The following is a 20,476-nucleotide window of genomic DNA, read 5'->3' as shown; positions in this document are numbered from 1 at the left end:
TCTAGGGAAATTCTCTTTAAGTGATTGAAGTAACGCCTAAATTTCGGGGGTAAACTGTCAAAAACCCCAAAAAACCAGAAAATTCCCTGTTATTTTCCCTGTTTGCAGGGAATTTAGTGGAGACTGGTTAGCTCCAGACTGTCTCCTCCGCCACCACATAATATATTGATTTTAAACGATTTTATGACCTCCGTATTGTGGCGGCATTTCCGCGACATGCGAGGCGATCTGCCCCCTAGAGACTTGAAATCACAGGCGAAATAGCCGCCCAGAATGGCGCGAGTCTCCGTTTGGCATTTGGCGCGATACGGTTTTCACGTGGGGCAACGGGCGCTGGACTTGACTTTGGGTCAATTCGAAGCTGGCGCGTGCCTCTTCCCTAGTATGACGCACTCATGTTCTTACAAGGTGTAGAATTTTCGAGATACCAGCCCTCCAATCAAGCGGACGGTCGGGTGTAAATCGCATGGCGTTGGTGGATAGGCGCGTTTCTAGGCCTGACGAGTGGGGTTTCCGTCCTTTGCGGTCAGGGTGTTGATTTCCGCTGATAAGTGACCCGGTATTTTCACCGAGAACTGACCCACCCTTGTTTATGTGTCAGCGGTCATGTTTTGGTCAATGCGTGTGCCTCCTTTCTCTTTTTCTTTGCGGCTTCTGAGCTGGCTTTGTAGCGGTAGCTGTCGTTGCCGGTTTCCAAGATGTGGCAGCGGTGTGTGAGCCGGTCGAGAAGCGCGGTGGTCATCTTGGCGTCGCCGAAGACCTGAGCCCATTCTGAGAAGCTGAGGTTGGTGGTGATGACCACGCTGGTGCGTTCGTAGAGCTTGCTCAACAGATGGAAGAGCAGCGCGCCGCCGGAAGAACTGAACGGCAGATAGCCAAGCTCATCGAGGATGACCAAGTCTATCTTGGTCAGCATCTCGGCCAATTTTCCGGCCTTTCCGAGCGCCTTTTCCTGCTCCAGGGCATTGACGAGTTCGACGGTTGAGTAGAAGCGCACCTTGCATCTGTGATGCTCGATGGCCTGGACACCGAGGGCTGTGGCGATGTGGCTTTTGCCCGTGCCGGGGCCGCCGATCAAGACAACGTTCTCAGCGTTCTCCATGAAGGTGCCGCGGTGCAGCTGACGGACGGTGGCTTCATTGATCTCGCTGGACTTGAAGTCGAAGCCTGTGAGGTCCTTGTAGGACGGGAAGCGCGCCACCTTGGTTTGGTAGGCGATTGACCGGACTTCACGTTCGGCGATCTCGGCCTTCAAGAGTTGGGACAACATCGGCGTGGCTGCTTCGAACGCTGGTGCGCCCTGGGCAACCAGATCATCGACGGCCTGCGCCATGCCATGTAGCTTCAGGCTGCGGAGCATGATCACGATGGAGGCGCCTGCTGGATCATGACGCATGGCGCTTCTCCCTAGCCTGTCTCAGATCATCATAGCGATCGACATTGGCCTTCGGTGCCGTATCCAAGGCCAGAGACTCAGGCGGGTCGAACTCCGGGTGATCTGTCTGCTTCTTGTCGATCAGCCTGTGCAGGAGGTTCAGGACATGCGTCTTGGTGGGCACCCCGGCTTCCAGCGCCAGTTCTACAGCACACAGAACGGCGTCTTCATCGTGGTGCAAAACCAGAGACAGGATATCCACCATCTCTCTGTCGCCGCCTGGTTTGCGCAGCATGTGATCCTGCAGGCGGCGGAAAGCATCCGGCATCTCGGTAAACGGCGCACCATTACGCAGGGCCCCGGGTTTGCGTTGAATGACAGCCAGATAGTGGCGCCAATCATAGATGACCCTGCCTGGCTTGTGGTGCGACCGCTCGATGATGCGGTCATGGGCGCAAACGGTTTGGCCTTCCGCCACGACAACCAGCCGTTCGGGATAGACGTGCAAACTGACCCGGCGATTGGCGAAGCTGGCGGGAACACTGTAGCGATTGCGCTCGAAGGTGATCAGGCATGTCGGTGACACCCGTTTGCTGTGCTCTACAAACCCATCAAAGGCAAGCGGCAGGGCCATAAGCGTGGGCTTCTCCGCTTCCCACACATCGGCAATCGTGCCAGGCAGGTCCCGATGCTTTGTCTCGGCCCACAAAGCAATACAGCGATCTTCCAGCCACTGGTTCAGCTCATCTAGGTCGCTGAAGACCGGCATAACCTGCCACAGGCGGTTGCGCGCATCCTGCACATTCTTCTCGACCTGTCCCTTCTCCCAGCCTGCGGCCGGGTTGCAGAACTCTGGTTCAAAGACATAGTGGCTGGCCATAGATTTAAAGCGGGCATTGATGTCGCGCTGTTTGCCTTTGCCAACACGATCTACGGCCGTCTTCATATTGTCGTAGATCCCACGTCCGGGAACGCCGCCGAAGACGCGGAACGCGTGCCAATGGGCATCGAACAGCATCTCATGGGTTTGAAGCGGGTAAGCCCGCACCAGGAACGCCCGGCTGTGTGACAGTTTGATATGAGCGACCTGCAGTTTGACCCGTTCGCCGCCGATACTGGCCCAGTCCTCGCTCCAGTCGAACTGGAACGCCTCGCCAGGCTGGAACACCAGGGGCACGTAGGTTCCGCGCCCGGTCGTCTGTTCCGCTCGATGTCGATCCGCGCGCCACGCACGGGCAAAGGCCGCCACGCGACCGTAGGACCCGTCAAAACCGAGCTTCACCAGATCAGCGTGCATTTGCTTTACCGTCCGCCGCTCTTTGCGTGGCTTGCGCGTCTGCGCCAGTAGCCAGGCAGACAAACGATCCGCATAAGGGTCCAGCTTGCTCGGCCGGGATGGCGTCTTGAACTTCGGCTCAACCGCGCCTTCGCGCAGGTACTTCCTGATGGTGTTGCGAGACAGGCCGGTGCGCCTGGAAATCTCGCGGATTGGCATTTTGTCACGCAATGCCCAGCGTCGGATAACACTCAAAAACCCCATGTCGATCACTCCATATCTCCCCGACCGAATCCGTCAGGGCAACGTGTTCACATGGGTCAATTCTCAGTGAAAATTTGGGGGGCTACCGGGTCACTTCTCAGCGGAAATCAACAAGCAGTTCACTCAAAAACTATTTGTGCAACTACACAAGCAAAGTTGCCACGCTCACCGTTACCAGAAGAGACCCGATGAGTGCGCCCAACTGTTTAAGATAGAAGGCGGTTGACTGCAAAAATCTGAAAACCTTCCCCCTTTTGCTGTGCTCATAGTTTCCGGCTTCATTGTTTGCTGCATTTGATGCGGCAAACCATCCAAACGCGTATTGCACATAGTCCAGCATAATCACCATGCATCCCAACAAAGTCGCCAACAGCGTTGCAGTTTGCCACTTTGGTTCAAGGCGCGAGAACAGATCAGCTTGGTCTGAAACAAATGCAATGCCAAGAGCAGCGAGCGCAAAACCAATGTATCTGGATAGCTCGCTGATCTTCTCTGAGAAAAAATTCTGATTTTCTCTTTGATTTTTGCGTCTTTCTGCTGGTTCCATAAAATCACCGTTTTCTTGGACCACGCGGTCCACCCCACCCATCGTCTGCAGATGCAACTCTGTCCTTTAGCGCTTTAGAGATCGTCATCTTGACAACCTTGTCAGCTTCCTTGCTGAAAGCTTCGCCAGTTGCAGGATTGCGCACCATTCTTTCCGGTCGCTCTCTGGTGTAGATTTTCCCTATGCCCGGGAGTGTAACGGCACCACCACCAGCGATTTCTTTGGTGATGATTTCAACTATCGCGTCGAGCGCAGCGCCTGCCGACTTCTTGTCGGTGTTCATTTCCTCCGCAAGGGCAGCTATCAGTTGCGTTTTCGTTAGTGGCTTTGCCAATTCCTATCTCCGCAATTTCCTAAATCAATCCACCTAAACACCGGTTCTGTTTGAGCCACCGCATGAAAATAAGTGGCTTTTCATGCACCCGTTCATTGTAGCGAGCCGTTATCGGACAGCATCTCGATGACTGACGGGGCACGGTGACCACCAAAGCGGCGTTCCACGGCCTCGAGCATGATGTCGCGGATGTCCGAGCCGCCGATCCCGGCGTTCACTACGGCGCGCCATGCGATGATCTCGCGGTCGTGGGCATCAATGATGAACGCGCCACGGACGATGTCGCCGTTCCAGCAGGTGAACTCGAACCCGTCCGAACACCAGCGCAGGTTCGAGCGCATGACGATGACCTTGCCGTCGTGAACATGCTCGGGGCGCTCCGTGTATTTTCGAGCCAGAAGCAGGTTGTGGGCCTGCATGATCCGGTAGACCCGCTTGTGATTGACTGCCGCCATGCCCTCCGAGCGCAACTGGCGGTTCAGGATCGCCGTGATCCGCCGGTAGCCGTAGGTCGGGCGCGCCGCCACAAGCGTGGTGATCAACGGCACCAACGCCGCGTCTTGCGCTTTATAATAGCGCCGCCGCGGCTTCGTTCGCCCGTTCAGCCGATCGATCAGGTTCGAGCGGGCCACGCCCAGTGTTTCGGCCACCACTTTCACCGGAAATCGTCCTTCAGCGGCGACCGCGCGAGCAAGGTCGGTTTTTTTGACCGTGACTTGTCGAGTGCCTCGCGCAGGATCTCGGCCTCCAGCGTCTTGCGCCCAAGCTGGCGTTCGAGCTCACGGATGCGGTCCTCCATCTGGCGGACAACCTTGTTGCTGGTGACGTCATCGTCTTCGGACACAGCGACACTTCCTCCTTCGAGCATGAGCCGGCGCCAACGATACAACAGGTTCGGCGCCACACCATTGCGGCGCGCAACGACCGAGATGCTGGCACGCTCGTCCAGCGTCTCCTCCACAATTCGCAGCTTCTCCGCGGCAGTCCAGCGGCGCCGACGGCCGCCATCGGTGATGATCTCTATCTCAGACATAAGCACGTGCTCAGGCATAGGCCTAAGCCTCCATGGTTATGCCCAAGTGTCCGGTCGAAACGTGGGCCAGTTCAAGCCGCTTTAAGGCCAAAAAGGAGTAGTCTTGTTCAAATATCACTGTTAGACGTGAACTATTTCTATGGCAAAGGAAGCACTTCCAAGCAGCTTCCGGGCAAAGCTCTAAGGTAATAAAATGAAAAGATTGAGATCCGCAACTTTGTTTAGTCTATCCTTGGCTTTGGTGACACCGGGAGCGGTGTTCGCTCAAGAAGCCGAGAAGCCAAATATTGTATATTTTTTGGTCGACAATCTTGGGTTTGGGGAGCTAGGCAGTTACGGAGGAGGAATTCTTCGAGGGGCTGAAACACCAGAGTTGGATGCATTGGCGGAAGAAGGCCTTCGTTTGCTGAATTTTGCTCCAGAAACACAATGCACGCCTTCACGATCCGCGCTTATGACCGGGCGATATTCCATTCGTTCCGGCAACCACACTGTGGCTCTCGCCGGTAGCACAAGCGGTCTCGTGGAATGGGAGCGTACATTGGCGGAAGTTCTCGCCGATGAAGGCTATGCAACTGCTATTGTTGGTAAATGGCACATAGGGGCTTCCGAAGGTCGCTGGCCAACAGATCAAGGGTTCGAGGAATGGATCGGCCCCGCACATTCTTACGATGAGGCGTTCTGGGCGGAGGACCCTTGGTATGATCCTGAGCGAGATCCGGTCTCTTATGTTTACGAATCCAAAAAGGGTGAACAACCTACGCAGTGGGCGCAACTCACGGTGCCTTTGAAGCTGGAACTGGATGTCGAATACCTGAAGCGTTCCGAAAGCTTCATTGATCGATCACTCGAAGAAGAAAAGCCCTTCTTTCTCTATTTCAACCACACGATGATGCATATGCCGACGCGGCCCAGACCTGAATTTAAAGGGCGCACGGGACATGGCGATTGGGCCGACAGCCTTGCACAGCTAGATGCCGATTTCGCAAGCCTGAAAGCGATGCTCGAAGAACGCGACATTCTAGACAACACGATCCTGGTTTTTTCGGGAGACAATGGCTCCGAAGAAATGGAACCGGACCGTGGGCATTCCGGTTTCTTTGACGGCTCTTACTTTACAGGCATGGAAGGGTCACTGCGCACGCCTGCGATGATCCGCTACCCTGGCAAAGTTCCGGCGGGTCGGATTTCTAACGAGATCGTCCATATAACGGATATGTTCACGACTATTGCACTTTGGGCTGGCGCCGAAGTTCCACAAGATAGGGAAATAGACGGCTTAGACCAGCGGGAGTTCTTCGAAGGTAAGACAGACGTCTCGGCCCGTGAAGGTTTCCCCTATTGGATGGGAGAGGTGATGTATGGGGTTAAGTGGCGCAACTTCAAGGTAGTAAGCGTTCTCCAAAGAACGTTCACGGATCCAGCTTTGCGACTGGCGACTCCACATATTATCAACCTCGAAGTTGATCCTGGCGAGCGCAAGCCTTTCAACTTCCCCTACATTCACAGCTGGGTTGCGGCTCATGCGGGGCGCATTGTTGGCGACTTCAAGCAGAGCACATTGCGAGAAGAGCTCATACCGCTTGGCGCTCCTGTAGATTTCGTTCCTGGTCCTGCCAAATAGCCAACTCTGCCTAGATTGGCCCGATCCGGTACATTGATCTGTTCTTCCGTAGACCATTTCATAACTGATTTTTTCGAAACCGTGGAGTTTTCTCGAACGAAGTTGGATCCTTGGACAGCTATCGGCGCTAAGTGCCAAAAGAATTTGGCCGCGCAAGGTGTGTTTGTGTCAACGGCGGTGAGAAAGTCTGCCATTGGGCGGAGCAAAAGTCGTCCACTGTTTGGGTGACCGGCGCCTTGGCAAACGCGCTCCCAAATAGCTGGCGGTTGCCAAGGCTGTTGATTTCCACCCAGAAGTGAGCCGGGTTTTTCATCGAGAAGTGAGCCACCTCTGTTTATGGATTTCGGGTTATGCTGGGGTCAAGTCATGGTTTTCTTCCTTGCTGTTTCGGGCAGCTGCTGCTGAGCTTGCCTTGAAGCGGAAGCTGTCGTTTCCAGTCTCCAGAATGTGGCAGCGGTGGGTCAGTCGGTCGAGCAAGGCGGTTGTCATCTTGGCGTCGCCGAAGACCGTTGCCCATTCGCTGAAGCTGAGGTTGGTGGTGATGACGACGCTGGTGCGCTCGTAAAGCTTGCTGAGCAGATGGAAGAGCAGCGCGCCACCGGAGGCACTGAACGGCAGGTAGCCCAGTTCGTCGAGGATCACGAGGTCGAACCTGGTCAGGCTTTCTGCGATCTGCCCGGCCTTGCCCCTGGCCTTTTCCTGTTCGAGGGCGTTGACCAGCTCGATGGTCGAGAAGAACCGAACCTTGCGGCGGTGATGTTCGATGGCCTGGATGCCGAGAGCGGTGGCGACATGGGTTTTTCCGGTTTATACGCTATTAATCGCTAGCGTGCCGAAATCAGCGAATTGTGATGCCCAAACTACGCCTCAGAGCGTCTGAAATTTTTTGCATCAAATATGGGTCTTCGAGGTCAAAAGTTTCGCCTCCAGCGTCCGAAGTGGCCCGGTTGTAGCTCTCCATGCACTTCGCAGCGTGGTGATGAGCCCTCATCTGGCGCGCCGGACAAACGCGACAGCTTGATGATTACAGCACGCATGATTTGGTTTTTGCCAGTCGGCAGGACGTGCCCGGAAAGATTTGAAGTGATATAGGTGATTTTGGAATGGGTACTGCCGAGACGGACGATCCGCCCCGGCCCTACACAGCGTCGAGCGCACCTCATACGGAGATTTCCTTTTGGCTTTGTCCGTTGGGTTTTGCTTTTTGCTGGCCGGGGACAACGCTCTGTACTACCTGCTTCCAATCGCTGTTTTGACACTGGCTGATGCCGCAGCTGCGCTGGCCGGGACCACTTACGGGACCAAACGTTACGTGGTCGAAGATGGCGACAAGAGTTTGGAAGGGTCAGTGGTGTTTTTTGTCATAACGCTATTGGTTGCGATCATCTGTTTCCTGTTCTTGTCGAAACTCCCTCCCTCGAACATCATGATGCTGTGCCTTATGGTTGCAGCCTTTGGCACATTGGTCGAGGCGCAAAGCTGGCGAGGGTTTGACAACCTGTTCCTGCCGCTTGGTTTGCTGATTTTTCTGAAAAGTCACTACCATAGCTCTTTGGCAGAGCTGGCGTTGTTGGCCGTTTTGCTTCTTGCCTCCCTTGCCAGTTTCGGTGTCGTGGGAACCAAACTGGGCCTGACCAAACATACGACCCGCGTCTATGTTGTTGCGGTCTTTCTGTTACTGGCAGCTGCGAAACTCCAGAATACAGTGCTGCCGATCATGGTTCTCGCCGCGCACGGCTGGGCGCGCACCGCCTCTCCGTGTGACAGTAAGTACCCCGATCTGGATGTTGTTGCCGCCCTGGGCCTGTTGGGCTTCGGTTGGCTTGCGGCGGGGAATGCAGCGGGATGGGATGCGATATCCTTTTTTGGGCTGAGTGCGATGGGGTTGGCCATGGGGCTCATTGCAGTGGCGTTGCGCCCCGCGCCAATTGCGATACCGTTTGCTGCCGCCCTCCTGTTCTTCATCCGGTCCTGGGTGGTTTCCCTGAATTCTGACCAATCGAATTGGGCCGAACCCCTGACTGCACTCGCACTTGTATCACTCTCAACAATGGCGATTGTGCCCCTATTGCTTCCACATTTGCTCCAAAAGAATCGTGTTTTCAGGCTCACGCTGTTGGCACTGTTTCCACCGCTTGCCTATTATTTCTGGTCCATAGCAGGGGCCGTTGGCGGTGGGATGGTCTCAGGAGTTGTATCATGACGAAAGAAACCATTCATACTGATGGCGCCAAACTGTCTGTTTATTTGCAAGGCCCCGATTGGGACGATGTTCCCGCTGCAACAATCGGCGACTTTTCGTGCCAGACCCCAGAGGCCGGTTTGGAGGCTTTGAAATCGGCGGTTGCGCGTGTCCGGCGGGCTGGGATTGATCGGATCATTGGGCCGATGTCTGGTGACACATGGCATAGCTATCGGTTCGTATCCGACAGCGACGGTTCAGCGCCTTTTTTAATGGAGCCGACGAACAAGCCACATGAGCCCGATGTGTTTCGGGCGGCAGGATTTGCGACCATCAGCAAGTATTTCTCGGCGCGCGTGTCTTTGGTACAAACGTCCAGGTCGCCTCTTTCTGCAACCGACGCGTTTGATGTCGAACCCTGGGACGGAACCAACCCTGAAGGATTGTTCCGGCAAGTGTACCAACTGTCAGTTGAGGCTTTTTCCAAAAACGCCTTCTATAAACCTATTTCTGAGAGTGATTTTCTTGCAATGTACATGCCCGTCATTCCGCTTCTGACGCGCGAGCTTATCTTCTTTGCTCGCCGTCCGGACGGCTCGTTGGCAGGTTTCCTGTTTGGGATCCCTAACTATGCAGAAGGCCCAAATCCAACTGCGGCCGTCTTAAAGACGTATGCAAGCCTTGAGCGCGGCGCAGGTCGTCATTTGGCCAGTCATTTCCATAGATCGGCACTAAATCTTGGTTTTAAAACAGCCATCCACGCGCTGATACATGATGATAACAAATCCGCCGACCGCAGCGTTGTCGAAGGGGCTAAGGTATTCCGGCGGTATAACCTGTTCGGGTTGCGCCTGGATGATTAATCTGCTGGATCATTTTGCCGTTGCCGTCGACCGATTTCCAGACCGAACGGCCATCGTAGAGAGCAACGGTCGCGAGGTCACCTTTCGAGAGTTGCAGTTACGCGCGCAGCAATTGGCCGGAAAGTGGGGACGTAAGGGGCTTGGCCATGGCGATCGCGTTTTGTTGGCGATGCCGGTCAATGCTGATTTATACGCTAGTCTTGCGGCCTTGTGGTCATTGGGGGCAACGGTGGTTTTGCCTGAACCAGCTATGGGACTCGCTGGGCTGCGTCATGCAGCGAGAGCGACCCGACCCAAGGCCTTTTGCGCATCGGGTTTCTTTGCGCTGCTCGGGTTTGTTGTGCCAGAACTTATTAAGATGCGGCTTTTGCTACCTGGCAATGCCAAGGGCGACCTGAGGAAAGCTGTTGTAAAAGACAGTGACACGGCGCTCATTTCCTTTACGTCCGGGACAACAGGTCAGCCAAAGGCCATCCCCCGCAGTCATGCGTTTCTGATGGCACAACATGATGCCATCGCACCGCTTCTTGACAGTAATGAAGCAGAGCGGGATCTGGTAGCGTTCCCGGTGTTCACCCTGATAAACCTTGCGGCCGGGCGCATGACTGTTCTGCCGAACTGGAAGATGAGCAAACTGGAGCGGCTTTCTCCCGAACAGTTGGCGGATTGGATATCGAAGCAACACGTTACCCGGCTTCTGATCCCTCCGTCATTATGCGAAAAACTGACACAGTGTACAGATATCGGTTCCCTACACACAGTTTTCACTGGCGGCGGTCCGGTGTTCCCTGACCTGGTCGAAAGGCTTCTTGCCCATTTCGACCTGGAAGTGATCTGCGTCTACGGGTCAACCGAAGCTGAACCGATTGCGCATCTTGATGCGCGTGACATCTCCGAAACCGACCAACGTGAAATGGCAGCGGGCAAGGGACTACTTGTTGGGTGTCCGGTTTCGCAAATCAAACTCCGAATTCGAGAGGATGAAATACAGGTGGCGGGCGATCATGTAAATGATGGCTATCTTGATCCCGCACACTCCAAGGAAAATAAGATCAAGGACGACACTACGATCTGGCATCGAACCGGCGACGCTGGGCGCTTGGATGATCTAGGTCGTTTGTGGTTGTGGGGTAGAGTAGCGAGCGATGTGGCAACCTCAGCTGGCCGCACTTTTCCATTCGCCATCGAAATAGCTGCCCGGCAATGGCCGAGCGTGACGCACTGCGCGCTCATGAGCCTAAATGGAAGTTCCACTTTATGCATTGAAGGTGACGCGCATCAGTTGTCAAACTGGGCCAGGCTGGCGAAGGATCTTGGCATTGCCAAAGTGACCCACGTGAGGAAGATGCCAATGGACAAGCGCCACAGATCCAAAGTTGATCGGGTAAAACTCGCCCGCTTATTGGGCAACTAATTTGACGGGGTTATTCCACGCAGGTGCCAACGGAACACCTCTGTCGAACACTTTTTTGACATTCGAACGGCAATGCTACACGCACCGCTGCAGCGCGAAATTGCGGAGTTGGTTTTGATGCCATGATGTCACGCCATTTTGGCAAAATACCAAGTAAAAGGGTCGGCACAATTCCGTGACAGGCCCATAGAATTGGTCAACACGATCCGCAATGGCCAGGCACCATCCGAGCGCCATCCGTTTCCCCAAGTCATCGTCCAACCCGCAACACGTAACAGGTTAGTATCAAAGGATGCGCCCGACGTCGTTTTCAGAACCTGTATGTTGCCCCCAGCAACGGGCCTGACTGGTCAAACCTGAAATCATTGCCGTTGATCTCATGATCAAAGGAGATATAGCGGTAGCCGCCCCGGATCAGCCATCTGTCATTGATTTCATAATCCGCGGTCAGCAGAACTTGCCAGGTTTCGCTACCGCTTCGAAATCCACCGTAATCCACAAATCCGGTCCCTGACCATTTGTCAGAAATCCGAACTCGTGCGCGGGCAGCGACGACCGGATCAGTCCAGTTGTCGTCGATCGTCACACTTCGCCCGGCGACGACCCCCGGTTGCAATCGGAATGTGGTTTCCGTGCTGAACCACCTGAACCCACCGGCAAGGGCCACGCTGATCGCGGGTGTCTCATAAACACGGTATCCGACATAGCCGCTGAGAAATTGCGTGGTGGCGGAGGTGTCCAAACTCGAAAACGCTGGGCCGGGAGTTGAATTACTGAACGCCAAATCGGTGTAGTTATAGTCAGCAAGCAACAACCAGCGCCCGTTAGACGCGGAAATGCCGCCCATAAACGCAAAATCCAAGTTTTCGAGAGCGTCTGAAAAACTCAACGTGCCGTCGATTGTTCCACTTGGTGTTCTAAGGGAAATATCCGTTTCGGCCATGAACAGATAAGCGGTGCCCGCAAAAGACCAGTCAGATTGCTGGGCTGAAATAGGCGGTGCGATCAGTAACGCAAACGCTATCGCCAAGTATTGCACCTTGCTTTTCATCAGTGACCTCGTTGCCAGAATTTATATTGCATTCCTTGCATACTTCACGGTTGCACAATTTGTAGCCTTTTCCAATATCTCGATCGCTGTACCGCCAACACGGTCCTTATTAATCACAGGATGCGTTCACACAGGAAATGCTAAAGGCCGCTGTCGTGCGTCACCCGAACTGATCATACGAAGGATAAATCCCGCTTCTAACGAAGTCGCTACTGGTTTGGGGCAACAGATGCGGTCAACAATTGCTTGGAATACTCGTGGCTTGGGTTCCCCAAACGCAGAGTTTCCGAGGACATGACCTCAACTATTTCACCATTTCTCATAACTGCCAATTGCTCGCACATATGTGCGATAACCGGAAGATCATGAGATACCATCAGATAGGTCAATCCGCGCTGTTTGCGCAGGTCAGTCAGCAGGTTGAGCACCTCGGCCTGAACGCTGACGTCCAAAGCTGACGTGGGTTCGTCCAAAAGCAAGATGTCCGGCTCACCTGCCAAGGCCCTTGCGATTGCCACGCGTTGTCGTTGACCACCGGAAAGCTGGTGTGGATACCGAAACCGGAATCTTCGCCCAAGTCCGACATCGTTGAGCAAATCGCTCACGCGTTTATCGATATCTCCAAACCCATGCAGATGAATTGTTTCACTGAGAACCTGATCAACAGTGTGCCGTGGATGCAAAGACGCGTAGGGGTCCTGAAACACCATCTGGACGGTCCGAAAGAATGACCGATCCCGCCGGGACCCGGATATAGCCTGACCTTCTACGCGGATTGTGCCCGACCATTGCGGTGCAAGCCCGGTAATTGCCCTCAGAATTGTCGACTTGCCGGAACCGCTTTCGCCCACAAGGCCAAAACTCTCGCCCTGCGCGACTTCAAGGTTTGCGTCTTTCACTGCATCGACCCGGTCGTGCGCGTGACCAAACCAGACATTCAGATGGTTGATTTCCAGTGCCTTCATTTCAGCCCCTCACGCTCGGGGCTTCGGACCAAGACGGATCGCGTGTGAGAACACTCAGGTGGGTGCATTTTTCATCAAGGCGCGGCAGCGAGTTTAGCAAGCCCTGGGTATAGGGATGTTGGGCCTGATGCAGCTTGTCAGCCTCGCAGACCTCGACGATCCGACCAGAATACATGATGAGGACACGGTCACAGAACTCAGACACCAGATTCAGGTCGTGGCTGATGAATATCAGGCCCATCCCCCGTTCCTTGACCAATCCATCCATGATGTTCAGCACCTGCCGCTGAACACTGACATCAAGCGCCGAAGTTGGTTCGTCGGCAATCAGAATCTTGGGATTGGGAATCAACATCATCGCAATCATAATGCGCTGCCCCATACCCCCAGACACCTCATGCGGGTATGCTCGCATCACCCGCTCAGGATCACGGATTGAGACGTTATCCAACATCTCGATAGCCATCTTTTTCGCGTGGGCCTTAGAGCCGGAATTGTGCTGGAGGTATGCCTCCATAAGTTGCTCGCCAACCGTGACCACCGGGTTCAGAGAAAACTTGGGGTCCTGCATCACCATCGAGATCTGCTTGCCTCGCACCTCACGCATCTCGCGCTCGCTGAGCTTCATCAGGTCTCGGCCTTCCAGATTGATGTGTTTGGCCTCGACGATACCCGGATTTCGGATCAGGCGCAGAATGGCCCGTCCCGTCATCGACTTGCCCGAGCCGCTTTCGCCGACGATCCCCAGACGCTCGCGCCCGAGTGAAAACGACACGCCACGCACGGCGTCAAACACGCCCTGACGGGTTGGGAAACGAACCCACAGATCTTCGATGTCGAGTAAGTTCATTGGCCACCGTCCTTTGGATCAAGCGCGTCCCGCAGGCCATCACCCAATAGGTTGAAGGCCAGCGAAACCGTGAAAATTGCTAGCCCCGGCACCGTTGCCACCCACCAGTGATCAAGGATGAAACGTCGACCCTCGGATATCATGGCACCCCATTCCGGACTTGGAGGTTGTGCCCCCAACCCCAGAAAACCAAGGCCGGCGGCGGCCAGGATGATCCCGGCCATATCCAGCGTGACCCGCACGATCAAAGATGAGATGCACAGTGGCCAGATATGCCGGGTGATTATGCGCAGCGGCCCGGCACCCTGAAGGCGGATCGCGTTGATATAGTCGGTTGACCGGATGGTCAGGGTTTCTGCACGTGCCATACGCGCATAGGGCGGCCATGCCGTGAGCGAGATTGCCAGAACCGCGTTTTCAATCCCTGCCCCAAGCGCCGCGACAAACGCCAACGCCAGAACAAGTCGTGGAAAAGCGAGGAAAATATCCGTGATGCGCATGAGGATTACATCCGTCCATCCCCCCACATATCCCGCAACCGTCCCGACCAGAAGCCCCGCAATCGGTGCGATGAGCGCCACAAGCGCCACGATGTACAGTGTAATTCGGGCCCCATAGATCAGGCGTGACAGAATATCCCGCCCCAAGCTGTCGGTTCCCAGCAAGTGCCCTTCAGCCCCGATGGGAAGAAGACGGCTGGACAGGCTCTGAACAAAGGGATCATGCGGCGCGAGAAAAGGCGCAAAGACCGCTGTCAGAACAAGGATGACAAGGATCGCAAACCCGACCATTGCCATCGAGTTTGATCGCAAAGTCAGCCAGCCTTTGTAGAAGCTGGCCAATCTGGCATGGCGGCGCGAAGTCGGCTCGTCGGTCAGCAGCCACTGGCGCAAGGTCATGTCGCTCATTTCGACCTCGGATCAAAGAATCGGTAAAGAAGATCCGAGAATATGTTCAGGCAGATAAAGATCAGCCCGACCACAACGGTTCCTCCAAGAACGGCATTCATATCGGCGCTCAGCAAAGCCGTCGTGATATAGCTGCCGATCCCCGGCCAGCTAAAGATGATCTCGGTCAGAACTGATCCTTCTAACAAGTTGGCATAGCTCAGTGCGATCACTGTGATCAGCTGCACTCGGATATTCTTGAAGGCGTGGCGCCAGATAACCTGCCTTTCAGACAGCCCTTTGACGCGGGCAGTGATGACATACTCGGCTGACAACTGTTCCAGCATGAAGGATCGGGTCATCCGGCTAATGTAAGCAAGCGAGTAGTACCCCAGCAAAGCTGCGGGCAGGATGATATGGGACAACGCGTTCCGGAAAACATCCCAATCCTGGGCCAAGGCACTGTCAAGCAAGATCAACCCTGTTCGCGTGGGAACAAGGTCTTCATAGAAGATATCCAGGCGGCCCGGGCCACCGACCCAGCCAAGTATCCCATAAAAGACCAAAAGCCCCATGAGCCCCAGCCAGAATATTGGCATTGAATACCCGACAAGCGCGACCACACGGGCGATCTGATCGATCCACGATCCGCGCTTGACTGCGGCGATCACACCAAGCGGAACACCCAGAAATATGCCAATCAAAACACCCAATGTCGCCAATTCCAGCGTAGCAGGGAAGACGCGGGCAATATCCTGAGAAACCGGGCGCGCATTCAGAAGTGAATCGCCAAAATCGCCGTGCAAAACATCCCAAAGGTAATATCCAAACTGAACCAGCAGCGGCTTATCAAGACCAAGCTGTTGATAGACCGCATCATAAGTCGATTGCGATGCGCGTTCACCGACGATTGCCAGCACCGGGTCGATCGGCATCACGCGACCGATGATGAAGGTCACGAAAAGCAGACCCAGCATTGTAATTGCGATGGTGCCAAGAGTTTTCAGGATACTCTTGATCCAATGGATAAGAGGCGCCGAGCGGCGCCCCTCAGTTGGTCTTTCGGCCAGTGCCATTTACTTGGTCACCTGCCAATACGACGCCGAAGTGATCGCCTGACCGGTTGAGAAATTCGTCACATTTTCACGCAAGGCCGATTGCTCAATCTGCTGGAACATGATGACAAACGGAGAAGTCTCGCGGAACTCGGCCTGGATTTCCTTGTACATGTCAGCCCGTTTCGCGGTGTCGTTTTCGACAACAGCCGCATCCGTTTTCTCGGTCAGCCCGCCGGTATCCCAAGAATTCCGCCATGCCAGCAATCCTGTGGCATTGGCTTCGTCCGAATTATCCGGGTTATAGGCAAAGGTACCTGCGTTCGTCTGCGGGTCGGGATAGTCCGGCCCCCATGCGCCAAGGTAAACATCCAGTTCCCGCGCACGATACCGCGCCAAAATTTGTTTGGCGGTCCCCACGGTGATGTTCATCGTGATGCCAACCTGACTCAGCGCATTCTGTAGCGATTGGGCGATTTCGATCCGTTCCTGCGCTTCACGCACACCTACTTCAATCTCAAGCCCGCTTACACCTGCTTCATCCAGCAGGGCCTTGGCTTTTTCCACATCAAAGCTAAACGGCGTCTCGTCAGAGGCACCGAGATAGGTTTGGGGCAGGAAATTCTGGTGGATCGTGTATTGCCCTTTCAGGAAGCTGTCGCGCATCCCTTCATAGTCAACCAGATATTTGAACGCCTGCCGAACCTGAGGCTTGCTCAGCTCGGGATGTTTCTGGCTCAGCGAAACATACATCAGGCGGCCCTTAAGCTCGTCTGCAATCTTTACGCCGGCAACGGATGAAGCACCGGCAACATCTTCTGGATTCAGGTTGCGCGCGACATCGATATCACCACGTTCCAGCAACAGGCGCTGGCTGGCGCTTTCCTGAACGTGGCGGACAACCACACGCTCCATGGCCGGAGCACCCAAATAGAAATCGGGGTTCGACTTCAGTGTTACGCTTTCATTGGGTTTCCAGCTGACCAGGCTATAAGCCCCAGATCCAGCAGTATTGGTCTTGAGCCATTCATTGCCCAAGTCGCCATCCTTGTCGTGTTCCATCACCGTCTTCTTATCGACAATGCCGCCGATGGTAGCGGTCAGACAGTTCAGAACGAAGGATGTCGCATAGGGTTTGTCCGTCGTGATCGTCAGAGTGTTGCCGTCCGCGACAATCGTTTGTTCGACATTTTCCGGCGTGAACCCAAACTGGGTCAGGATAAAGGCCGGGGTCTTGTTTAGAATGATCGCCCGACGCAGTGAAAATTCAACATCTTCGGCCGTCACCGGATTTCCGGAGTGAAAGGTCAACCCTTCCCTGATATTGAAGGTAATCGATTTGCCGTCTTCAGACACATCCCAACTTTCAGCGATGTCGGGCTGATAGCCAGCATCCAGATTGAGCGGGTCGAAGTTCACCAGCTTCTGATAGACATTCCGGCTGACATCCGAACCCGCAAACTCAAAGCTTTCGGCCGGGTCCAACGTCGTGATGTCGTCGATACGATGCGCGATAACCAACATGTTCGGCGGCGTTTCGGCCATTGCCGAAGTCGAGGTCACGGCCAGCGCCAATCCTAGCGCCGCACCGGTAAGCAATCTGTTAAATGCGTTCATTTTGTCCTCTCTGTCATCAAGTCTTCACTAACGGTTACGAGCCCCAGGTCTTCTCAAGAACACGCAACCAGTTTTCGTGGCAGAGCTTCTTGATGAGCTCTTCGCCGTATCCATGGGTCACCATGGCATCTCTCAATCGAGGCAGCATCGAGACGTCCTTCACGTCGTCCGGCACGACCGCCCCGTCATAATCGGACCCAAGCCCGACCCGGTCTTCACCCATTATCCCGATCAGGTGGTCAAGGTGCTTCAGAACCTGCATCAACGGCACATCGGACAGCATCCGACCATCCTCACGCAGAAACGCAGTGGCAAAGTTCAACCCGACCATCCCGTCGCTTTCCGCGATGGTGCGAAGCTGATCATCGGTCAGATTTCGCGCGTGCGGACAGATGGCGTGGGCATTCGAATGCGTTGCGACCAAAGGCGCATCCGAATACCGCGCTACATCCCAGAAACCTTTTTCATTGAGGTGGGACAAATCCAACATGATACCCAGCGCGTTGCAACGCTGCACAAGCCGCAGTCCATGATCTGTCAATCCAGGGCCAGTATCCGGCCCCGATGGATATCTAAACGGCACACCATGGCCGAAAATGTTGGGTCGGCTCCACACTGGCCCAAGCGATCGCAACCCCGCTGCATGAAACACGTCAAGCGAATGCAGATCGGTATCAATCGCCTCGGCGCCCTCAATGTGAAAAATGGCCGCCATCTGGCCTTGTGCCAAGCTGTTCCGGATATCCGAAACCGATCGAACCACTTTCAACGCCCCCAAACGTTCCAGTTCCAGCAGGATCGCAATCTGCCCCAGCGCTGAGGGCAGAGCATCTTCAGCGTCAATATGATTGGGAAGCGGCAGGTCATAGGTGGGCTGGACCATTTCTTCCATTTTTGCATCGGCATCGATAGGCGAAGGCACCCAAACGGCAAAGAAGCCTCCGCCAAATCCACCGGCCTTGGATTTAACAGAGTCAATCGCACCTTCGAGCCCGGTCAGGAAACGGCCCGCTTCGGGCAGACCACCTGACGAGGCCAGTTTTGACAGAACATCATTGTGCCCATCAATGATAAGAGGGGAGGTGCTCAAACTCACTTTACCCAGGTTAGTGTCATTTCGACACACGCTAACAGACGTAATCATCATAATTGTAAAAAATCTTGATGAGTTTTACTCATAGAGCTAGTCGGAATCATGCGGGTGCCCAGCAATGAAGAAACCTCGCAACTGGCATTCTTTGCCGGAATACCAGGCGCTCCGTGCGCTCATGCAGTCTGGAACAACAGCAGCCGCCGCACGACAGCTCGGCTTGTCTCAGTCTGCGGTCAGTCGCTCGGTCAGCAGCCTGGAGGATCGGTTGGGTAGAACACTGTTCGAACGGGATGCAGGCAGATTGCGACCGACGCAAGAAGCCGTAAGGCTGAATATGCGATTGGATCCTTTGTTCGAGGCTTTGGACAGGATCGATGGCCCGGGCGAAACAGTGCAAGAAACACTGCGTCTCGTTGCACCACCCAGCTACGCTCATCGATACATCGTTTCCCTCATCGCCAGTTTCATTCGCGGGAATCCCGGTTTTTTCGTAAACCTTGAGGTGACAACATCAGATATGGTCACGCTAGGCGTGCTTGAGAATCGATTTGATCTTGCCGTGACCGGGATTGAACAAAGCCGCGCTGGCATCAAACTTATTCCATTTCGCGAGTCACCAGCCGTTTGCGTCATGCGCCCTGAACATCCTCTGTCTGAACGCACCGTTCTGACGCCTTCAGACTTGCATGAGCAAGAGTTGATCGCACTGACATATCGACACGGGCGGCGCGGGCAGCTGGACCGGTTGCTTCAACAGGTGCGCGCTAAACCGAGGATCGTTGCCGAAGTTTCAACCTCATTTGCCGCTGCCGACATGGCGCGCGAAGGATTGGGGCTGTCTGTTATCAATCCCTTTCCCGTCTACCATTACCGATCTCCCGATCTGGCATTTGTCCGATTTGAATCTCCAATGCGGTACCGGGGCCATTTTGTGGTCTCGGATCAAAAACCGGTTCCAAGGATCGCACGGGCATTCATGCGGCATCTGCGATTGAACACCCCTCCGGACCCTTTTTCTGACCCGAGATAATGAAATCTTTCCAAGGTTCTTCACTGGCAACACTCCATGTGGCCGCCCAACAGGGATGATTTTGGAGGGGGTTGTTCGAGGTGCAGACCTCTCATGGCTACGTGCACAGTTTGGTATGAGTAACGTCCGCGAATATGGCTTTCTTTGTCCTTATTTATCTCAGGCCGTATCCCCCGGCATGCGGTTCGTTTATTTGGCTCTTAAGTTCCTCTACCCGCAACCCGCCTGTGATTTCCCTACGTTTCGTAGCGAAGCTGGCGTATCATTATCTCGCTCAAGTCTTAGGAAGGAATACCTAAATGGCGGATTGTGTGAAACTGCGCCCCGGCGAAACCTATACCGGGAAACAGGGGTTCGATTACTTCGAAGGCATCGCCAGACAGACGGTAGGAAGCCAAGCTATCTGCATGCATCTGCTTACGGTCCCGCCCGGAGGGCGCGCCAGGGCGCATAAACATGAGACACATGAAACCGCGATTTATGTGATTTCCGGGTCTGCGAAGATGTATTGGGGCGACAGGCTGGAACACGTTATGGAAACGCAAGCAGGAGACCTGATCTATATACCGGCAAACACTCCGCACCTTCCGTTCAACGATGGGAATGAACCCGCAGTTGCAGTTATCGCGCGCACGGACCCGAACGAACAGGAAAGCGTTGTTCTAATGCCTGAACTTGAGGACCTTGTACTGAGGTGACGCAAAATACTGTTGGGGGCCAGCTGCGCAGTTTTCTAACCCCTATTGCTTCCACGGTGCTTCCAGCGCCAAAGCTCCAATGCAAAACGCCCCGCGGGTTGCGAGGCTAAGTGTTTGATATTCGGCCTAGAAGAATGGTTACGGGAGGGCATAACCACCGTTGCCGAACACAATTGAGATGTCAGATTTGAAGCGCCAAGCGGACTTCATAGTTTCTACGACTAGACTTCCGCGTTGCGGAGAGGGTGTGTGGAAACTTGGTTGATCTCGGAGCCTCCAATCGGTTTTGACTTTTGTGTCCTTTTTGGCTTGGGATCA

17 protein-coding genes and 2 pseudogenes are annotated in these 20,476 nt (G+C 54.6%); 6 read left to right on the top strand and 13 right to left on the bottom strand.

What is annotated here, in order from left to right:
• Nucleotides 1-604 precede the first annotated feature (604 nt).
• From istB to AC2FLU_RS02210, 5 genes and pseudogenes are all read right to left on the bottom strand, one after another.
• The gene (istB, locus tag AC2FLU_RS02230; protein WP_496808375.1) at nucleotides 605-1,396 is read right to left on the bottom strand and encodes an IS21-like element helper ATPase IstB; all 792 of its coding nucleotides are present in this window, start codon (nucleotides 1,394-1,396) and stop codon (nucleotides 605-607) included.
• Nucleotides 1,386-2,915, bottom strand: coding sequence for an IS21 family transposase (gene istA, locus AC2FLU_RS02225; RefSeq protein ID WP_496811824.1), 1,530 nt, complete (start codon nucleotides 2,913-2,915; stop codon nucleotides 1,386-1,388). Before istA ends, istB begins: the two co-directional genes overlap by 11 nt.
• A 142-nt stretch (nucleotides 2,916-3,057) precedes the next feature.
• A complete protein-coding gene (locus AC2FLU_RS02220; RefSeq protein WP_496808377.1) occupies nucleotides 3,058-3,486 on the bottom strand; it encodes a hypothetical protein in 429 nt (142 codons plus the stop codon).
• Complete coding sequence (locus AC2FLU_RS02215; RefSeq protein ID WP_496808378.1) at nucleotides 3,467-3,796, bottom strand: HU family DNA-binding protein; 330 nt, start codon at nucleotides 3,794-3,796, stop codon at nucleotides 3,467-3,469. Before AC2FLU_RS02215 ends, AC2FLU_RS02220 begins: the two co-directional genes overlap by 20 nt.
• Nucleotides 3,797-3,897: 101 nt before the next feature.
• Nucleotides 3,898-4,847: pseudogene (locus tag AC2FLU_RS02210) on the bottom strand (IS3 family transposase); the annotation flags it as partial.
• 175 nt (nucleotides 4,848-5,022) lie between these two features.
• On the opposite strand from AC2FLU_RS02210, the gene AC2FLU_RS02205 reads away from it, so the two are divergent.
• A complete protein-coding gene (locus tag AC2FLU_RS02205) occupies nucleotides 5,023-6,453 on the top strand; it encodes a sulfatase-like hydrolase/transferase (protein WP_496811823.1) in 1,431 nt (476 codons plus the stop codon).
• Between the two features lie 348 nt (nucleotides 6,454-6,801).
• On the opposite strand, the pseudogene AC2FLU_RS02200 reads toward AC2FLU_RS02205, so the two are convergent.
• Nucleotides 6,802-7,260, bottom strand: a pseudogene (locus AC2FLU_RS02200) (ATP-binding protein); the annotation flags it as partial.
• A gap of 370 nt (nucleotides 7,261-7,630) precedes the next feature.
• Between AC2FLU_RS02200 and AC2FLU_RS02195 the strand changes: the two are divergent.
• From AC2FLU_RS02195 to AC2FLU_RS02185, 3 genes are read left to right on the top strand one after another with little or no spacing between them, the layout of a single operon-like run.
• Nucleotides 7,631-8,656, top strand: coding sequence for a hypothetical protein (locus tag AC2FLU_RS02195; RefSeq protein WP_496808380.1), 1,026 nt, complete (start codon nucleotides 7,631-7,633; stop codon nucleotides 8,654-8,656).
• Nucleotides 8,653-9,498, top strand: coding sequence for a hypothetical protein (locus AC2FLU_RS02190; protein WP_480554285.1), 846 nt, complete (start codon nucleotides 8,653-8,655; stop codon nucleotides 9,496-9,498). The genes AC2FLU_RS02195 and AC2FLU_RS02190 overlap by 4 nt, the downstream gene beginning before the upstream one ends.
• The gene (locus AC2FLU_RS02185) at nucleotides 9,491-10,912 is read left to right on the top strand and encodes an AMP-binding protein (RefSeq protein ID WP_480554286.1); all 1,422 of its coding nucleotides are present in this window, start codon (nucleotides 9,491-9,493) and stop codon (nucleotides 10,910-10,912) included. Before AC2FLU_RS02190 ends, AC2FLU_RS02185 begins: the two co-directional genes overlap by 8 nt.
• Before the next feature lie 310 nt (nucleotides 10,913-11,222).
• Here AC2FLU_RS02185 and AC2FLU_RS02180 read toward each other — a convergent pair whose 3' ends face one another.
• From AC2FLU_RS02180 to AC2FLU_RS02150, 7 genes are all read right to left on the bottom strand, one after another.
• Nucleotides 11,223-11,963 (bottom strand): outer membrane protein, encoded by a 741-nt coding sequence (locus AC2FLU_RS02180; RefSeq protein WP_496808381.1) that lies wholly within the window; start codon nucleotides 11,961-11,963, stop codon nucleotides 11,223-11,225.
• Between the two features lie 209 nt (nucleotides 11,964-12,172).
• The gene (locus AC2FLU_RS02175) at nucleotides 12,173-12,928 is read right to left on the bottom strand and encodes an ABC transporter ATP-binding protein (RefSeq protein ID WP_480474890.1); all 756 of its coding nucleotides are present in this window, start codon (nucleotides 12,926-12,928) and stop codon (nucleotides 12,173-12,175) included.
• 1 nt (nucleotide 12,929) lies between these two features.
• Nucleotides 12,930-13,778: an ABC transporter ATP-binding protein gene (locus AC2FLU_RS02170; RefSeq protein ID WP_209506685.1), complete on the bottom strand. Its 849-nt coding sequence runs from the start codon at nucleotides 13,776-13,778 to the stop codon at nucleotides 12,930-12,932.
• The gene (locus AC2FLU_RS02165; protein WP_480474889.1) at nucleotides 13,775-14,686 is read right to left on the bottom strand and encodes an ABC transporter permease; all 912 of its coding nucleotides are present in this window, start codon (nucleotides 14,684-14,686) and stop codon (nucleotides 13,775-13,777) included. The genes AC2FLU_RS02170 and AC2FLU_RS02165 overlap by 4 nt, the downstream gene beginning before the upstream one ends.
• Nucleotides 14,683-15,741, bottom strand: a complete 1,059-nt coding sequence (locus AC2FLU_RS02160) for an ABC transporter permease (RefSeq protein ID WP_480486517.1) — start codon at nucleotides 15,739-15,741, stop codon at nucleotides 14,683-14,685. Before AC2FLU_RS02160 ends, AC2FLU_RS02165 begins: the two co-directional genes overlap by 4 nt.
• The gene (locus tag AC2FLU_RS02155; protein WP_480773392.1) at nucleotides 15,742-17,337 is read right to left on the bottom strand and encodes an ABC transporter substrate-binding protein; all 1,596 of its coding nucleotides are present in this window, start codon (nucleotides 17,335-17,337) and stop codon (nucleotides 15,742-15,744) included.
• A gap of 34 nt (nucleotides 17,338-17,371) precedes the next feature.
• Nucleotides 17,372-18,427: a dipeptidase gene (locus tag AC2FLU_RS02150; protein ID WP_496808382.1), complete on the bottom strand. Its 1,056-nt coding sequence runs from the start codon at nucleotides 18,425-18,427 to the stop codon at nucleotides 17,372-17,374.
• Nucleotides 18,428-18,548: 121 nt separating this feature from the next.
• Here AC2FLU_RS02150 and AC2FLU_RS02145 point away from each other — a divergent pair, with 121 nt between their 5' ends.
• The gene (locus AC2FLU_RS02145) at nucleotides 18,549-19,460 is read left to right on the top strand and encodes a LysR family transcriptional regulator (protein WP_480518276.1); all 912 of its coding nucleotides are present in this window, start codon (nucleotides 18,549-18,551) and stop codon (nucleotides 19,458-19,460) included.
• 299 nt (nucleotides 19,461-19,759) lie between these two features.
• Nucleotides 19,760-20,158 (top strand): cupin domain-containing protein, encoded by a 399-nt coding sequence (locus AC2FLU_RS02140; RefSeq protein WP_496808383.1) that lies wholly within the window; start codon nucleotides 19,760-19,762, stop codon nucleotides 20,156-20,158.
• The last annotated feature ends 318 nt before the right edge of the window (nucleotides 20,159-20,476 follow it).

This window comes from Ruegeria sp. SAZD013 (genome assembly GCF_059612525.1).
Note: the sequence above shows the minus strand (reverse complement) of the source record. Positions and strands in the feature narration are given on the sequence as shown.

Excerpts from the sequence above, each read along its gene's own strand:
- istB (WP_496808375.1), bottom strand. The coding sequence starts at position 1,396 with ATGCGTCATGATCCAGCAGGCGCCTCCATCGTGATCATGCTCCGCAGC.
- istA (WP_496811824.1), bottom strand. The coding sequence starts at position 2,915 with ATGGGGTTTTTGAGTGTTATCCGACGCTGGGCATTGCGTGACAAAATG.
- AC2FLU_RS02205 (WP_496811823.1), top strand. The coding sequence starts at position 5,023 with ATGAAAAGATTGAGATCCGCAACTTTGTTTAGTCTATCCTTGGCTTTG.
- AC2FLU_RS02190 (WP_480554285.1), top strand. The coding sequence starts at position 8,653 with ATGACGAAAGAAACCATTCATACTGATGGCGCCAAACTGTCTGTTTAT.
- AC2FLU_RS02185 (WP_480554286.1), top strand. The coding sequence starts at position 9,491 with ATGATTAATCTGCTGGATCATTTTGCCGTTGCCGTCGACCGATTTCCA.
- AC2FLU_RS02180 (WP_496808381.1), bottom strand. The coding sequence starts at position 11,963 with ATGAAAAGCAAGGTGCAATACTTGGCGATAGCGTTTGCGTTACTGATC.
- AC2FLU_RS02175 (WP_480474890.1), bottom strand. The coding sequence starts at position 12,928 with ATGAAGGCACTGGAAATCAACCATCTGAATGTCTGGTTTGGTCACGCG.
- AC2FLU_RS02170 (WP_209506685.1), bottom strand. The coding sequence starts at position 13,778 with ATGAACTTACTCGACATCGAAGATCTGTGGGTTCGTTTCCCAACCCGT.
- AC2FLU_RS02165 (WP_480474889.1), bottom strand. The coding sequence starts at position 14,686 with ATGAGCGACATGACCTTGCGCCAGTGGCTGCTGACCGACGAGCCGACT.
- AC2FLU_RS02160 (WP_480486517.1), bottom strand. The coding sequence starts at position 15,741 with ATGGCACTGGCCGAAAGACCAACTGAGGGGCGCCGCTCGGCGCCTCTT.
- AC2FLU_RS02155 (WP_480773392.1), bottom strand. The coding sequence starts at position 17,337 with ATGAACGCATTTAACAGATTGCTTACCGGTGCGGCGCTAGGATTGGCG.
- AC2FLU_RS02145 (WP_480518276.1), top strand. The coding sequence starts at position 18,549 with ATGAAGAAACCTCGCAACTGGCATTCTTTGCCGGAATACCAGGCGCTC.
- AC2FLU_RS02140 (WP_496808383.1), top strand. The coding sequence starts at position 19,760 with ATGGCGGATTGTGTGAAACTGCGCCCCGGCGAAACCTATACCGGGAAA.